Genomic DNA, 16,466 nt, shown 5'->3' with positions numbered 1-16,466 from the left:
AATTAAAATTTATAGGCTACACTAATTCTGTAATTTCTTGGTGCTTCGGCTTGATAATAATAAGCGTTTAACCATTGATAGTAAGAACCGCTAAACAGGTATTTATTTAAGATGTTAAATGCATTACCGGTAATCTTGAATTTTGGGCGTTCGTAAAATAGTCCACCATCTAATTTGAAATAATTAGGTAATTTTTGCAAACCAACACTCCAGGTATCCGTTGCTCTATCTGCTAAATAGGTAAAGCCTGCCGAAATTCCAGAACCTTTTAAAGTACCTTCTTGTAAGGTATAAGTTAGCCAGGCATTTGATACATGTTTTGCAAAACCCGGAATTACGTCTCCAACATTAATGCCGGTAACACCAGACGTAACTTCAGTAACTTTCGAATCTGTATAAGCATAGTTTGCAATTAATGTTAACCCATCGGTTATTTTACCTCTTAAATCAAACTCAATTCCCTGTGCTCTTTTTTCACCTAATACAACACTAAAATTTGTGCCTGGTGTATTCGTCGGGTCGGCGGTTAACTCATTTTGCTTAAGAATTCTATAGGCCGATAGGGTTGTATTCCACTTGCCATCAAACCAATCTTTTTTAATACCGATTTCGTTATTTGTTCCGGTAATAGGTTCTACTTTTCCGCCATTGCGTAACAAGCCGCTTTGTGGTGTAAATGCTTCATCGTAAACAGCATAAACTGCTGTGTTTTTATCAAGCGATACGCTTAAACCAACTCTGGGCGTTATTTTTTTAGCTTTATCTGGCGCACCTCCCCAATTTGCCTGGCTAACATAAGTATATCTTCCGGCTAATGTTAAGCGGATTCTATTCTCCCAGAATCCTAATTCATCCTGAACATAACCACTAATATATTTCGAATCCATTAAACCGCCTGCGCTGATAGCCCTTTGCGCTAATGGTGTAATGCGATTAAAGTTTGGTAAGCCATTGGCCGGGAAACCATAGTTTGGATTGTTCAAATCAAACGGCGATGAGGCTAAATCTAAATCGTGAGTTTGGCCCCAATCGGCCATGTAGTTTTTCTTACCTCCATCAAAACCTGCTAAAATTCTATGGTTTATGCCGCCCGTTTTCGCTTGTCCGTTAATAAAAAATTGGGCTAATTTCATGCTGCTTGCTGCATCCCAAATGGCAACGTTTCTAATAACTGTATTATTTGCATTTACAGCTGATGGCCATGAGCTGTATCCCATTTGATTGTACTTAAAATATGCAGCCTGAGCTGTTAATTTCCAATGCTCATCAAAATTATGTTGCAAATTTAAAAATAAACTTTGGTCGTTAATTCGCGTTGGCGGAACACCTGGTTGTGTCATAGTTAATTCCCTCGGAAAGGCAGCATAGCCATTTGGCGAGAAAATATAATACGAACCAACTTCGGTCATTTTTGCATTCTGAAAAGTATATTCTGCAGTTAATTTTGTTTTATCTGTTATTTGATAACTCAAAACAGGCGCAATGCTGTAACGGTCATTTTGCTCATACGGTCTGAATGAGCCTTTAGTTTGTGCAGCACCATTTAATCTGAACAATAACTTACCATCGCTGGTTAACTTGCGGTCTAAATCTATACTGGTTCTGTATAAATCATAACTTCCTAAAGTAAAAGAAACTTCACCGCGGTTAAATCCTGTTGGTTTTTTTGTTACCACATTATACATACCACTTGGGTCGCCATTGCCTAGCATAAAACCCGCCGGACCTTTAACAAATTCAATATGGTCTACAAAACTCATGTCTTCCGTTAGCGGACCCCAAAATGAAGAAACCACATTAAAGCCATTACGCATAGCCTGAATTTGAGAACCACGCATAGTAATGTTGGTGTACATATCACCCCAATGTTCAACACGAACTGCACCGCTCACATTTCTTATCAAACCATCGCTCATGCTAATAATTTGTTGATCTTTTATAACCTGGTCGCTAACGGTTTGAATATTTTGGGGTGCCTCAAGTAATGGCTCATTAAGTCGTAAAGAGGCAGAAGGCAAACTAATTTTATATCTGTTTTTTTTTCCGGCGATGATTACATCTTCCAAGGCCTCGTCTGTTTCTTGAAGTGTAAAATCTATTACTTTGTTTTCGCCGGCAATAACTTTAACTTCTTTTTCTGCTGATGTAATACCAACCGCTGATGCTTTAATAGTATAGGTGCCGGGTTTAACTCGATGAATGGTGTACTTTCCATTATCATCGGTAATTGTACCATTACCGCTTCCCTTTAAACCTATAGAAATGTAAGCGGCAGCTTTACCATTTTTGGTTGTTATGGTACCTTTAATGGTTCCAAATTGTTGTGCAAATGAAGTAGTGGAGCTTAATAATATAACTAACGTTAAACAAAATGGGATAAATCTTTTCATTGTTTTTATTTGGATTAATTCTAAAGAGCTGCAAAATAACATTACAATTCTTAAAATTCCAAATTATTTTGAATAATTCTAAATAAGGTTTGCCGAATCAATTTTGATGGTTCTCAATTCTGCATGCAAATGTTTTTGTATTTAAAGCGGTTCAATTTGGCTATCTGAGATCATAAAAAAAAGCCGTTCTAAATATAGAACGACTTACAATTTAATTGATTTTTTGGGTAAGATTGAGTTTATTTAATGGCTAAAACCTGTATGGTCAATGCTTTTTCAGTATCATTTGCCGGATTTATCAATCCGCCAGAAATTACATCATAATGTATACCTGCGCTAAGCACAACATCTGTTTGGGTTGCTCTGATAATTCCGGTTGAGGTATCCTTTATGTCGAACGAAATTGTGCCGGCATCAACAGCAATAAATGAACTTGCAGTTTTATAAGTTTTATTGGTAATTAATGATGTGGTAGCGCCGGTTTTTGCTAAATCAAATGCTACTGCATCTGTAGATAAATTAATAAATCGGATATATGCCTTATCGTTTGATGAAACAGACAGGTCATCACTAACGATAAAACCATCTAATTGCCCTGGTTTATTAACCAGATAATACGAGTAATTTGTACTTGGCTTTAGTGTGATATCTTTAGAGAATAAAGCTTCGGCGCTACTTGCGCTGGTAAATTTTAAATTATATGCTCCAGAACTTCTTGAGGTATACGATGTTGAGCCTGCGAATGGTAATGCTGCTGAATTAATAATATTTCCGGATAAATAAACGTTAAAAGTGGCCAAGCTTGGCGAGCCGTTTACTACTCGCAGATAAGAAACTGTTGTGTCTGTAACGTCTGTTTTTCCACAAGAGGATAAAAATATTGAGCATACCGCTAGAGCTAAAATTATAAAACTGTTTTTTTTCGATGTAAAGTTTCTCATTCGTTTTAATTTCTTTTTGAATTTTAAAAATAAACGAAGGGACAGAGCCATTCGCTACATGGATACAAATATTGTGTTTAAACCTATTGGGAGGTTGTTAAATGATGTTAAGCAGATGTTAAAGTTCTGCTCTGTATTTTAACATTGTTGAAAACGCTACACAAAAATTCGTTTCTTAAGCTGAAATCTATCTGATAGAAGGATGGTTATTTTTATGAAACGTTGTCTAGAACCGTCAGATTACTTTAATAAATTGTTATTATAAAATAAAAAAATCAGTTTAATATTGTGGAACTCGATAATTATTTAAACCTTTGCACCTCAATGGAGTTAAAGCCGTTTTAATACGTAAATAATGATTAAACAATTTTTACATAAACTTTCAAATATCACAGCATACTTAATTGCTGGTGAGAGTTTATTTATTAATCGTTTTCAGCCCGTATTCTACTATCCCACAAGTCGGCAAAATTTTACTCCACGTATTTAGTAACTCAACTAAACGTAATGAGGAATTGATCCTCTCTAAAAACCCAATTAACAAGAATACTTATAATTTTTCGTTAGAAAACGAATGGATATTAACGAATTTATAGTGCAGGTTGCACTACCTGAACATCGTGTATTTGCAGAACAAATCGTAACCGAGATGGCCGAATCTGCTAAAGCACGTGGTACAGGCATTGCAAAACGTTCATCTGAATATGTTGCAAATAAAATGCAAGAAGGCAAAGCTGTTATTGCATTCCATAAAGATGGTACATGGGCAGGTTTCTGCTATATCGAAACTTGGAGCCATGGGCAATTTGTTGCCAACTCCGGATTAATCGTATCTCCTGAATTTAGAAAAGCAGGTTTGGCTCATGCCATTAAAGAGAAGGTTTTCGAACTTTCGAGAAGCCTTTATCCTAAAGCCAAAATTTTTGGATTAACCACTGGTTTAGCCGTAATGAAAATCAATTCTGATTTAGGTTATGAACCTGTTACTTATTCTGAATTAACGCAGGATGAAGAATTTTGGAAAGGTTGCCAAAGCTGTGTAAACTTTGAGATTTTGAAAATGAAGGAGCGGAAAAATTGCATGTGTACAGCAATGCTATACGACCCAGCTACTCAGAAGCACGATGCAGCCAAGAAATTTGCTGAAGAATTGCAGAAGAAACCGAAATTATACGAACGCTTTATGCGTATAAAGCAGCGTTTAGTTGTTAAACCTAAGCCGAAATCGGGCTTTAAAGTATTGATGTTTTTATTTACCCTATTATTTAATAAATAATGAAGAAGAAAGTTGTTTTAGCTTTTAGTGGAGGTCTTGATACCTCATTTTGCTGTATTTATCTTGCTCAAGATCGTGGCTTAGAAGTTCATTCTGTTATTGTAAATACTGGTGGTTTTTCTGATGAAGAATTGCAGGAAATTGAGAAAAGAGCCTATGCTTTAGGTGTAAAATCTCACGCTGTGGTAGATGAAACAGATAATTATTACGATGGTTGTATTAAATATTTAATCTTCGGCAATGTATTAAAAAATGCAACTTATCCGCTTTCTGTTAGTGCAGAACGTGTTAGTCAGGCAACGGCGATTGCAAATTATGTAAAAAAAATCGGTGCTGATTATGTAGCTCACGGAAGTACAGGTGCTGGAAACGATCAGGTACGTTTCGACATGATTTTTAACATCATTATTCCAGAGGTTGAAATCATTACACCGATTAGAGATTTAAAATTATCCCGCGAAGCGGAAATAGAATATTTGGCTGAACATGGTGTTGAATATAGTGCTGAAAAAGCAAGATATTCGATTAATAAAGGCTTATGGGGAACTTCTGTAGGTGGTAAGGAAACTTTAACTTCTAATGAAACTTTACCAGAAAGTGCATGGCCAACTCAGGTTTCTGAAACAGAATCGCGTAAGCTAGAGTTAACTTTTGAAAAGGGAGAATTAGTGGCAATTGATGGCGAAACTTTAGCGCCTGTAAGAGCGATTCAGAAATTGCAAGCTATTGCACAGCCATTTGGTATTGGCCGCGACATTCATGTTGGCGATACAATTATCGGTATTAAAGGTCGTGTTGGTTTTGAAGCAGCCGCCCCAGTTTTAATTATTAAAGCACACCATACATTAGAAAAACATACTTTAACGAAATGGCAGCTAAGCTGGAAAGAACAATTATCTTCTTTCTACGGTAACTGGTTGCATGAAGGTCAGTTTCACGACCCAATTATGCGGAATATAGAGGCTTTTTTAGCGGATACTCAAAAAGTAGTAAGCGGTAAAGTTTTTGTTGAATTGTTGCCTTATCGTTTCCAAATTATTGGTATAGAATCTAACCACGATTTAATGAGCAATAAATTTGGTAGCTACGGCGAAATGAACAACGCCTGGAGCGGAGAAGATGTTAAAGGTTTCTCTAAAATCTTCGGTAACCAGGTAATGATTTGGCATAAAGTGAATTCTGAAGAAGCTTAAAGCTAAAAGACTAAAATAGAAAGCTTCCGTTCCTGCTTCCTCATTGCGAGGAGGAACGACGAAGCAATCTCTTTACAATTGTCATCCTGACTTGTCCCGATTTACATCGGTAGCTTGTCGAAGGGTTATTAAAACTAATTTTCATATCCATCTATAATTGATAGAACAGATTATGAGTAACAAAATTAAGGCAGGAATAATTGGTGGTGCAGGATATACAGGCGGCGAAATGCTTCGTATCCTAATTAACCATCCAAACGTTGAGATTGCTTTCGTAAATAGTACAAGCAACGCCGGAAACCTAATTTCTGATGTTCATACCGATTTAATTGGCGATACTGATTTACGTTTTGTAAGTGATATTCCACAAGATATCGATGTGCTGTTTTTGTGCGTTGGGCACGGTGATGCAAAGAAATTTTTGCACGCTAATCAGATTAACGAAAACATAAAAATCATCGATTTATCTCAGGATTTTAGGTTAAGTCAAAATTCAAAACTCATAATTCAAAATTCTAATAGAGAGTTTGTTTATGGGCTGCCGGAGTTAAATAAGGGCAAGATTGCTTCCGCAAATAATATTGCTAATCCGGGCTGTTTTGCAACTTGTATTCAATTGGGCTTATTGCCATTAGCTGCAAAAGGTTTAATTAAAAATGAAGTTCACATCAATGCAACTACAGGTTCAACCGGCGCCGGACAAAGCCTTGCTTCAACTTCTCATTTTAGCTGGAGAAATAATAATCTTTCGGTTTATAAGGCTTTTGAGCATCAGCATTTAAATGAAATTGGCGAAAGCCTTCTGCAAGCTGCTAAAGCCTCCACTTCTGCGGGAGGTTTGGAGGGGGCTGTTTTAAACTTCATCCCGCAACGCGGAGATTTTACCAGAGGGATTTTGGCGGCGATGTACCTGGAAAGCGATTTGACTTTAGAAGAAGCGCAAGCCATTTACGAGGATTATTACAGTACACATCCATTTACGCACGTTAGCCGGAAAAACATCGATTTAAAACAGGTTGTAAATACCAATAAAGCACTGGTTCATGTAGAAAAGCATGGCAATAAATTATTTATCATCAGTATTATTGATAACCTCCTAAAAGGCGCCAGCGGTCAAGCGGTTCAAAATATGAACTTAATGTTTGGCTTGGAAGAAACAGCAGGCTTGCGTTTGAAAGCGGTGGGGTTTTAAGTTTTACATAATACGTTATAAGTGTATGCAGAATTTTAAAGATTTGAAGGTTTGGGATAAAGCCCATCAGCTTACACTAAGCGTTTATAAAATAAGTGCCAGATTTCCAAAAGAAGAAATTTACAGTTTAACAAATCAACTACGGCGGGCAGCGGCATCAATACCAGCAAACATTGCCGAAGGTTGTGGTAAAAATTCACAAGCGGATTTGGCTAATTTTTTAAATATCTCTTTGGGCTCGGCTAATGAAACTGAATACTTTTTGATTTTATCAAAAGATTTAGATTACCTAACTGAAGATGAATTCACAATTTTATCAAATAGTATTAACGAAGTTAAGGCAATGCTTATCAATTTAATTTCAAGAGTAAGAGCACCCAAACCTATAACTTAAAACGTACAACTTATAACAAGTAATATGAACTTATTCGACGTTTACCCTCTTAACGATATAGAAATTACAAAGGCATCAGGCAGTAATGTTTGGGATGCTAATGAACAAAAATACTTAGACTTATACGGCGGTCACGCGGTGATTTCGATTGGCCATACCAATCCGCACTATGTAAGTCGTTTAACTGACCAATTAAATAAAGTTGGATTTTATTCTAATTCGGTTAAAATTCCTTTGCAAGTGCAATTGGCAGCAAAATTAGGTCAGGTTTCTGGAAAGAAAGATTACCAGCTGTTTTTGGTAAATTCTGGTGCAGAAGCAAATGAAAACGCTTTAAAGCTTGCTTCTTTTTACAATGGCAGAAAGAAAGTTATTGCTTTTAGTGGTGCTTTCCATGGTCGTACTTCTTTAGCGGTCGCGGTAACCGATAACCCTAAAATTGTTGCACCGGTTAACCAAACCGAAAATGTAATCTTTTTGCCTTTTAATAATGAGGTAGCTTTAAAAGAAACTTTTAAATCGCAGGGCGATGAAATTTCTGCTGTAATTATCGAAGGTATACAAGGTGTTGGTGGCATAAAAGAAGCTTCAAAAAGTTTCTTACAAAAAATCCGTTCGCTTTGCGATGAATATAACGCGGTTTACATAGCCGATTCAGTTCAGTGTGGTTACGGTAGAACAGGCTTATTTTATTCGCATGATTGGTCTGGAGTTGAAGCTGATGTTTACACCATGGCAAAAGGGATGGGTAACGGATTTCCGGTTGCGGGAATTTCTATCGCACCCAAATTTAAGCCTTGGCATGGCGAATTGGGCACAACTTTCGGCGGTAACCACTTAGCTTGTGCGGCAGCTTTAGCAGTTCTTGAAGTTATGGAGCAAGATAACCTAATGAAAAATGCCGAAGAAATTGGCAACTACCTTATCACTGAATTAAAGAAATTTGAGCAGGTAAAAGAAGTTCGCGGTCGCGGACTGATGATTGGAATTGAATTGCCGGAGGAGTTAGCACATGTAAAAAAAGAATTGTTATTTAAGCACTTCATTTTTACTGGCGAAGCTAAACCAAATGTAATCCGTTTATTGCCAGCATTAAATTTAACTAAAGCACATGCTGATGAATTTTTAGCGGCTTTCGGGAAGCTGGTAAAGTAATATAATACACTCGTCATTGAGACACGAAGCAATCTAATTAGATAGATTGCTTCGTGCCTCGCAATGACGACAGCATAAGAGGTTAGTGTGAGCTGGCATAATTTTATTTTTTAATGAGGGATACACAAAACTTATAACGTATAACTTACTACTTACAACGTCTTAAAATGAAACTTTTCACTTCCGTACACGATGTTCCAAACATCAAACAATTTGTAAAAGATGCGCTTGAATTAAAGGCGAATCCTTATGCGCACCAGAGTTTGGGTAAAAACAAAACTTTAGGTTTGGTTTTTATGAATCCTAGTTTGCGTACCCGTTTAAGCACTCAAAAGGCTGCTTTAAATTTAGGTATGAATGTAATGGTTATGAATTTGGATAAAGAGGGTTGGGCTTTAGAAACCCAGGATGGTGTAGTTATGAATGGCTCAACAGTTGAACATATTCGTGAGGCTGCTGCTGTGATGGGTCAATATTGCGATATTTTAGGATTACGCTCTTTCCCAAAACTGAACAACCGCGAGGAAGATTACAGCGAAGATTTCTTTAACAAATTTGTAAAATATTGCGCTGTTCCTGTTGTGAGTTTGGAGAGTGCTACTCGTCATCCGCTGCAGAGTTTTGCCGATATTATTACCATTCACGAAACCTGGACAAAGCAACCTGATGGCAGAAAACCCAAAGTTGTTTTGGCTTGGGCGCCACATGTAAAAGCTTTGCCGCAAGCAGTTCCAAATTCTTTTGCAGAATGGATGTGTAAAGCACAAGCAGAGGGGATGATTGATTTTACCATTGCCCAACCTGAAGGTTATGAACTGGCTGAAGAATTTACACCGGGTGCAGATATTCAATATAATATAGAAGAGGCTTTGGCTGGCGCTGATTATGTTTATGTAAAGAACTGGAGCAGCTATAAAGAATATGGCAAGGTTTTAACTTATCCTGATGGATGGATGATGAACAACGAAAAGTTGAAATTTACGAATGATGCAAAAGTGATGCACTGTTTACCTGTTCGTAGAGATTTGGAATTATCTTCTGAAATTTTAGATGGACCAAATTCATTGGTTATTCATGAAGCAGGTAATCGTTTATGGGCAGCGCAAGCGGTGATTAAAGCGATATTGGAGGAATTATAAAAAGCAGAAAGACTAAAGCTAAAAGACCAAAGCTTTCAGCATTTTGCTTTAAGCTTTAAGCTAAATAAAATGAAACAACTTACAATCATAAAAATCGGTGGAAATGTAATTGATAATTCTGCAAACCTACACCAGTTTCTGTTGGATTTTACGGCTTTGCCCGGTGATAAAATTTTGGTTCATGGTGGCGGTAAAATTGCAACCGAACTGGGCGAAAGCTTAGGTATTGAAGCAAAAATGGTTGAAGGCAGGCGGATTACGGATATTGAAACCCTGCGTGTTGTAACAATGGTTTATGCCGGATTGATTAATAAAAACATGGTTGCCCAATTACAAGCCAAAGGCATCAATGCAATTGGTTTAACAGGCGCTGATGGAAACATTATTAAAGCTAAAAAAAGACCCATTATAAAAGTCTCCCCAACTGGGGGAGATTTAGAGGGGGCTACTATTGATTATGGTTTTGTTGGCGATTTAGACGAAAACTCAGTTTCCGCAGAAACATTAAAAAGCTTGTTGAAAGCTGGATTAGTTCCGGTTTTATGTGCCATTACGCATGATGGAGATACACAATTGCTAAACACTAACGCAGATACAATTGCATCTTCGGTTGCCGTGGCGATGTCTGCTTTATATGAAACACGTTTGGTATATTGCTTTGAGAAAAAAGGAGTTTTGAAAGATGTTAATGATGATTCATCTGTTGTGACAGAAATCAAAGCTGATGAATTTGAGGGTTTAAAAGCAGATGGTACAGTGCAAGGTGGCATGATTCCGAAATTACATAATGCATTTGAAGCCATTAAAATGGGTGTTTCAGCAGTTTATATCGGCAAAGCCGATGAATTAAATGAGCTTGCTAATGGAGTTTTTGGAACGAAGATGTTGAAATAGGGTATAAGCTAAAAGGTTGACGACCTATCGCCGTTTCTTCATTGCGAGGCACGAAGCAATCTTAAAACTATCGCTATTCAATTATCGCAATAAGATTGCTTCGTGCCTCGCAGTGACGGAGATTTTATAAACCTGATAGAAACGAAAATACTTTTTTAGTGGAACAAACCATAAAGATTGCCACTTGGTTCCTCCTCGCAATGACGATGTTGGGGCGCATGACAATGAGTTTAAAAAAGATCGAAGTGAATAGCAGGACTAACATTAAAAAGAACCAGAGAAACTGCTTTTCATATCTTGAATACGCTTAAAGTATTACAATTTAAATTCAATTAGTAGAATTAATTAAATCGAACCAAATGAACAAGAAAATAGCCATTATCGGGAGTGGAAATATTGGTTTATCTTTAGCAAAAGGCCTTGTAAAGGCTGATTTTGCCAAAGCTGCAGATATTACGCTAACCCGTAGAAATATTGACCATTTAAAATCTTTCGCTGATGCGGGCTTTGGTGTAAGCAATAATAATAAAGAAGCGGTTTCTGCTGCCGATGTTGTAATTCTTGCTGTTTTGCCCCAACAATTAAATACGGTTTTGGATGAAATTCAACCTTCTATAATTGCAGCCAAACATCTGGTTATTTCTGTAATTTCTGGTGTGAGTTGCGCTGCGGTTAGAGATAAATTAGGCGAAAACGTTGAGGTTGTTCGCGTAATGCCAAATACAGCTATTGCAATTGGCCAATCGATGACTTGTATGGCAAGTGATAATGCTTCGGCAGAAAATATTACGGATGTGACCAAAATGTTTGAGACGGTTGGCTCTGTCGTGAAAATAAATGAAGATTTGATGACTTCGGCTACGGCACTTTGTGCTTGCGGAATTGCTTTTTTCTTAAGAGCAATTAGGGCAGCATCGCAAGGTGGTGTAGAAATTGGTTTCCATGCAGATGAAGCGCTTAAAATGGCGGTGCAAACGGCAAAAGGCGCAGCCGATTTGCTTTTATTACACGGCACGCACCCGGAATCAGAAATAGATAAAGTAACTTCGCCGAAAGGTTGTACCATTGCCGGTTTAAACGAAATGGAGCACAATGGCTTTAGTTCATCATTGATAAAAGGTATTAAATTATCGGCGCTAAAAGCAGGAAATTTGTACACAAAAGAAAGCTAAGCTTAATGTAAAATGGTTAAGGTAAAATGGAAGATGTACCTGGCCAATAATTTAAAAAGTGCAAGTTTGAGATTAGTCTTGATACTTGATACTAACTACTCGATACTATGTTGTTAGAAAAAATACAAAAGGAAAGTCTGGATTTGTTGCGACAATTAATTCGCATTCAGTCGTTTAGCAAGGAAGAAGACAGAACTGCAAATTTAATTGCGCAGTTTTTAGAGGAGCGAGGTGTTAGCATTCATCGTAAAATGAACAATGTTTGGGCATATAATAAGCATTTTGACGCCAGCAAACCTACTTTATTGCTAAACTCACATCATGATACAGTGAAGCCCAATTCTGGTTACACCCGCGACCCTTATGATGCAGCAATAGAAGGCGATAAACTTTTCGGCTTAGGCAGTAACGATGCAGGCGGTTGTTTGGTTTCACTAATTGGCACGTTTTTGTACTATTTCGAGCAAGAAAACTTAAAATATAACATTTGTTTGGCCGCAACTGCGGAAGAAGAGATTTCTGGGAACAATGGTTTAGAATTGGTTTTGCCTGATTTGGGCGAACTTGAATTTGGGATTGTAGGCGAACCGACAGAAATGAATTTGGCTATTGCCGAACGTGGTTTGTTGGTTTTAGATTGTGTGGCTCATGGTAAAGCGGGTCATGCGGCTAGGGAAGAAGGCGAAAATGCTATTTACAAAGCTTTAGCAGATATTGAATGGTTTAGGAATTATCAATTTCCAAAAGTATCTGAGGTTTTTGGTCCGTTAAAAATGACTGTTACGATTATTAATGCAGGTTCGCAACATAATGTAGTGCCGGCAAATTGTACTTTCACGGTTGATGTTAGGGTAACTGATGCTTACACCAATGAACAAGTTTTGGAAATTATTCGAGCAAATGTAGGTTGCGATGTTACACCACGCTCTATCCGTTTGAAACCATCATCAATTGATAAAAATCATCCTGTAGTTCAGGCGGGTGTGGCTCTAGGTAAAACAACTTATGGTTCGCCAACAACATCAGACCAAGCTTTATTGGATATTCCATCGGTAAAATGTGGCCCGGGTTTTTCTGGCCGCTCACACATGGCTGATGAATTTTTATATGTTAGAGAGGTTGCAGAAGGTGTGGAAGGTTATGTAAATATGTTGAAACCAGTTATACTGTAATACGTCATTGCGAGGTACGAAGCAATCTTAAAGCACTCGTACTCGCAACGATAAACTTAATTTGAAAGAGGATTGTTTCGTGCCTCGCAATGACGAAGTTCGCTTTGCGGTTAAATTGAAGTTCTTATAATATTGCATATCTTTACTACATGAAAACTTATTCTAAGTTTATAGAAATTGATTCCAGCAAACGTTTTGGAAAACCTTGCATAAGAGGCACTAGAATTGCGGTTTATGATGTTTTAGGATGGTTAGCTAATGGAATGACCGTAGAGCAAATTCTTGTAGATTTTCCTGAAATAAGTGAGGAGGAAGTTTTATCATGTTTGGCTTATTCAGCAGATAGAGAGCATAAAATTAGAGTTGCCTAGTGAAATTGTTATTCGACCAAAATATTTCTTACAGAATTGTAAAACTTTTGGAAACCGAATTCTCGGACTGCAATCAAATCAGGCAGTTGAAATTAGAAAATAAATCTGACAAGGAAATCTGGACATTTGCTGGCCAAAATAAATTTATCGTGGCAATTTTCAATGCTGACTTTTATGAGTTTTCCAATCTATATGGACATCCTCCAAAAATAATTTGGCTGCGTTTTGGAAATAATACAACATCAGGAATCGCTGATGTTTTGATAAAGAAAAAGCAATTAATAAATGATTTTATGACGCAAGAGGAATTCTCTTGTTTAGAAATACAATGAAAACTTTATTGAGAGGTATGAAGCAATCTATTGCCTAGTACCTTGCAATAATAATTTGATTATAAACAGCTTAGCGCTCTTCGTGAAAAACTCAGCGCACTTTGAGGTTAAATAAAATGAAATGAAGATTTGGCAAAAAAATATTGATGTAAATAAATTCGTGGAAACCTTTACTGTTGGTAAAGACCGAGAATTGGATTTACAAATGGCAAAGTTTGATGTGTTAGGCTCATTGGCGCACACGCAAATGTTAGAAACCATTAGTTTGCTTACCGCGGATGAATTGGAAACTGTACAAAAGGAGCTTAAAAATATTTACGCTGAAATTGAGGCCGGCAACTTTACTATAGAAGATACCGTTGAAGATGTACACTCGCAGGTGGAGTGGCTGCTAACCCAACGTATTGGTGAGGCCGGTAAAAAAATTCATAGCGGTCGCTCGCGTAACGACCAGGTTTTGGTTGATTTAAAACTATTTTTTCGGGCTTGCATTGAAGATATGGTTAACCAAACATCAACTTTGTTTAATCAACTAATAGAGCTGAGCAATACGCATAAAGATAAATTGATGCCCGGTTACACGCATTTGCAAATTGCGATGCCATCATCATTTGGTTTATGGTTTGGCGCTTATGCAGAAAGCCTTGCCGATGATATGGAACTGATGTTAGCTGCCTGGAAAATCACCAATAAAAATCCATTAGGTTCTGCCGCAGGTTACGGTTCATCTTTTCCACTAAACAGAACTTTAACAACTGATTTATTGGGTTTTGAAAGCTTAAATTACAATGTAGTATATGCACAAATGGGTCGCGGTAAAACCGAAAGAATTTTAGCGCAAGCAATGAGCGCAGTTGCTGCAACTTTAGCTAAAATGGCAATGGATGTTTGCTTGTTCATCAACCAGAATTTTAGTTTCATTAGCTTTCCGGCAGAGTTAACTACGGGTTCTAGCATTATGCCACACAAAAAGAACCCTGATGTATTTGAGCTGATTCGTTCTCGTTGCAACAAAATTCAGGCTTTGCCAAATGAAATTGCCATGATGATTACCAATCTTCCATCGGGCTACCATCGCGATTTACAATTGCTAAAAGAAAACCTTTTCCCTGCAATAACTTCGTTAAACGAATGTTTGGAGATAGCTACATTTATGTTTCAAAACATTACCATTAAGGATGATATTTTAAAAGATAAAAAATACGATTATTTGTTTAGCGTAGAAGTGGTTAACGAATTGGCTTTACAAGGTGTTGCTTTCAGAGAGGCTTATAAAATAGTTGGCGAACAAATAGAAAATGGTACTTTTGCACCATCGAGCCAAATACATCATACACACGAAGGAAGCATCGGCAACCTTTGCAACGAACAAATTGCTGCTTCAATGCAATCGATTTTAAATCAATTTGGTTTTGATAAAGTGAATAAAGCAATAGAAGAGTTAATCCGTTAAGTCGTCATTGCGAGTTACGAAGCAATCTCTTGGTTTGAATTGCTTCTTGCCTCGCAATGACGTGTGTAGCGACAAAAAACATTATAATGAAAGTATCAAAATTAGCTGGAGCATTAATTGGCTCAGAGATTATAAAAATTGGTAACGAGGTTAACGATATGAAGCGCAAAGGTGCATCAATCGCTAACTTAACCATAGGCGATTTCGATTCAAATATCTACCCAATCCCAACAGAATTGAAAGCTGGAATAGTTGAAGCCTATAATGCAAATCAAACTAATTATCCGCCAGCTGATGGTGTTTTACAATTAAGAGAAACCGTTTCGGAATTATTAAAAGATAGGTTTGGTTTAGAATATAACACCAACAGTATTTTAGTTTCTGGTGGCTCTCGTCCGTTAATTTATGCGGCGTATTTAGCCGTAATTGACCCGGGAGATACTGTTGTTTTTCCGGCGCCATCATGGAATAACAATCATTATTGTCATTTAACTTCGGCTAAATCAATTGCTGTTGAAACCGATGCGGCGCATAACTTTATGCCAACTGCAGCGCAACTGAAACCACATTTAAAAGGTGCAACAATGTTGGCTTTATGTTCGCCATTAAACCCAACCGGAACAATGTTCGATGCGGAGTCTTTAGCTGAGATTTGCGATGTAATTTTAGAAGAAAATGCATCCCGCGGAGCGGATGAAAAACCATTGTACTTAATGTACGACCAGATTTATTCGCTTTTAACTTTTGGAAAAGAGCATGTAAACCCGGTTTCATTACGCCCGGCAATGCGTGAGTTTACTATTTTTGTTGATGGTACTTCGAAATGTTTAGCTGCAACTGGCGTACGTGTTGGTTGGGGTTTCGGTCCGGAAGATATCGTTAACAGAATGAAAGCTTTGGTTGGACACATGGGCGCCTGGGCACCAAAAGCCGAACAAGTTGCCATGTCAAATTACTTTAATGATAAAGCACTAGTAGATTCGTTCTTAACAAGCTTCAAAGCTCAAATTCAAGATAGTTTAAACGCACTTTACAATGGTTTTAACGAGTTGAAAAACGAAGGTTTTAATGTTGATGCGGTTGAGCCAATGGGCGCAATTTATTTAACCATTAAAATAGATTACATTGGTAAAACTACTGAAGACGGACAATTATTAAAAGATAGTGCAGATGTAAACTTCTATTTAATTAAAGAAGCCGGAGCTGCACTTGTTCCATTCTCTGCTTTCGGTAATGAACATAGTATGCCTTGGTTCAGAGCATCAGTTGGTGCATGTACCTTGCAAGATATTAAGGATATGTTACCGAGAATTAAAACGGCGCTTAACAAGTTGAAATAATTATATATTTTACAAAAAAACCGCTCAAAATATTTTTGAGCGGTTTTTTTAT

Annotated in this window: 15 protein-coding genes; 13 read left to right on the top strand and 2 right to left on the bottom strand. The window is 37.3% G+C overall.

Features of this window, described 5'->3' with window-relative positions; translation table 11 throughout:
- Positions 1–2: 2 nt before the first annotated feature.
- Both LUA90_RS11350 and LUA90_RS11345 read right to left on the bottom strand, forming a co-directional pair.
- A complete protein-coding gene (locus tag LUA90_RS11350; RefSeq protein ID WP_231491006.1) occupies positions 3–2,390 on the bottom strand; it encodes a TonB-dependent receptor in 2,388 nt (795 codons plus the stop codon).
- A gap of 239 nt (positions 2,391–2,629) precedes the next feature.
- Entirely contained in the window at positions 2,630–3,331 is a 702-nt protein-coding gene (locus LUA90_RS11345; RefSeq protein WP_231491005.1) for a DUF4397 domain-containing protein, read from the bottom strand.
- Between the two features lie 574 nt (positions 3,332–3,905).
- On the opposite strand from LUA90_RS11345, the gene LUA90_RS11340 reads away from it, so the two are divergent.
- The 13 genes from LUA90_RS11340 to LUA90_RS11280 all read left to right on the top strand — a co-directional run bounded on the left by LUA90_RS11340 (position 3,906) and on the right by LUA90_RS11280 (position 16,414).
- Positions 3,906–4,607, top strand: a complete 702-nt coding sequence (locus LUA90_RS11340; RefSeq protein ID WP_231460390.1) for a GNAT family N-acetyltransferase — start codon at positions 3,906–3,908, stop codon at positions 4,605–4,607.
- The gene (gene argG, locus LUA90_RS11335) at positions 4,607–5,800 is read left to right on the top strand and encodes an argininosuccinate synthase (RefSeq protein ID WP_231460389.1); all 1,194 of its coding nucleotides are present in this window, start codon (positions 4,607–4,609) and stop codon (positions 5,798–5,800) included. Before LUA90_RS11340 ends, argG begins: the two co-directional genes overlap by 1 nt.
- A gap of 172 nt (positions 5,801–5,972) precedes the next feature.
- Positions 5,973–6,992, top strand: a complete 1,020-nt coding sequence (gene argC / locus LUA90_RS11330) for an N-acetyl-gamma-glutamyl-phosphate reductase (RefSeq protein WP_231491004.1) — start codon at positions 5,973–5,975, stop codon at positions 6,990–6,992.
- Between the two features lie 25 nt (positions 6,993–7,017).
- Entirely contained in the window at positions 7,018–7,386 is a 369-nt protein-coding gene (locus LUA90_RS11325; RefSeq protein WP_231460387.1) for a four helix bundle protein, read from the top strand.
- Positions 7,387–7,410: 24 nt separating this feature from the next.
- Positions 7,411–8,541, top strand: a complete 1,131-nt coding sequence (locus LUA90_RS11320) for an aspartate aminotransferase family protein (RefSeq protein ID WP_231460386.1) — start codon at positions 7,411–7,413, stop codon at positions 8,539–8,541.
- Between the two features lie 167 nt (positions 8,542–8,708).
- Positions 8,709–9,680, top strand: a complete 972-nt coding sequence (locus LUA90_RS11315) for an acetylornithine carbamoyltransferase (RefSeq protein ID WP_231460385.1) — start codon at positions 8,709–8,711, stop codon at positions 9,678–9,680.
- 69 nt (positions 9,681–9,749) lie between these two features.
- Positions 9,750–10,574: an acetylglutamate kinase gene (gene argB / locus LUA90_RS11310; RefSeq protein WP_231491003.1), complete on the top strand. Its 825-nt coding sequence runs from the start codon at positions 9,750–9,752 to the stop codon at positions 10,572–10,574.
- A 359-nt stretch (positions 10,575–10,933) separates the two neighbouring features.
- Positions 10,934–11,746, top strand: coding sequence for a pyrroline-5-carboxylate reductase (gene proC, locus LUA90_RS11305; protein ID WP_231460383.1), 813 nt, complete (start codon positions 10,934–10,936; stop codon positions 11,744–11,746).
- 107 nt (positions 11,747–11,853) lie between these two features.
- Positions 11,854–12,918, top strand: a complete 1,065-nt coding sequence (locus LUA90_RS11300) for a M20 family metallo-hydrolase (RefSeq protein ID WP_231460382.1) — start codon at positions 11,854–11,856, stop codon at positions 12,916–12,918.
- A 149-nt stretch (positions 12,919–13,067) separates the two neighbouring features.
- On the top strand, positions 13,068–13,289 hold the full coding sequence (locus LUA90_RS11295; protein ID WP_231460381.1) for a DUF433 domain-containing protein: 222 nt from the start codon (positions 13,068–13,070) through the stop codon (positions 13,287–13,289).
- Entirely contained in the window at positions 13,289–13,621 is a 333-nt protein-coding gene (locus LUA90_RS11290; protein ID WP_231460380.1) for a DUF5615 family PIN-like protein, read from the top strand. The genes LUA90_RS11295 and LUA90_RS11290 overlap by 1 nt, the downstream gene beginning before the upstream one ends.
- A 121-nt stretch (positions 13,622–13,742) precedes the next feature.
- Positions 13,743–15,074: an argininosuccinate lyase gene (gene argH, locus LUA90_RS11285; protein ID WP_231460379.1), complete on the top strand. Its 1,332-nt coding sequence runs from the start codon at positions 13,743–13,745 to the stop codon at positions 15,072–15,074.
- Between the two features lie 86 nt (positions 15,075–15,160).
- Positions 15,161–16,414 carry a pyridoxal phosphate-dependent aminotransferase gene (locus tag LUA90_RS11280; RefSeq protein WP_231460378.1) on the top strand — a complete coding sequence of 418 codons (1,254 nt, stop codon included), beginning with the start codon at positions 15,161–15,163 and terminating at the stop codon, positions 16,412–16,414.
- Positions 16,415–16,466 lie beyond the last annotated feature (52 nt).

It is taken from the genome of Pedobacter sp. Leaf170, assembly GCF_920984665.1.
GTDB lineage: Bacteria > Bacteroidota > Bacteroidia > Sphingobacteriales > Sphingobacteriaceae > Pedobacter.
The sequence above is the reverse complement of the archived record's forward strand: the minus strand, read 5'-3'. Positions and strand labels throughout refer to the sequence as shown.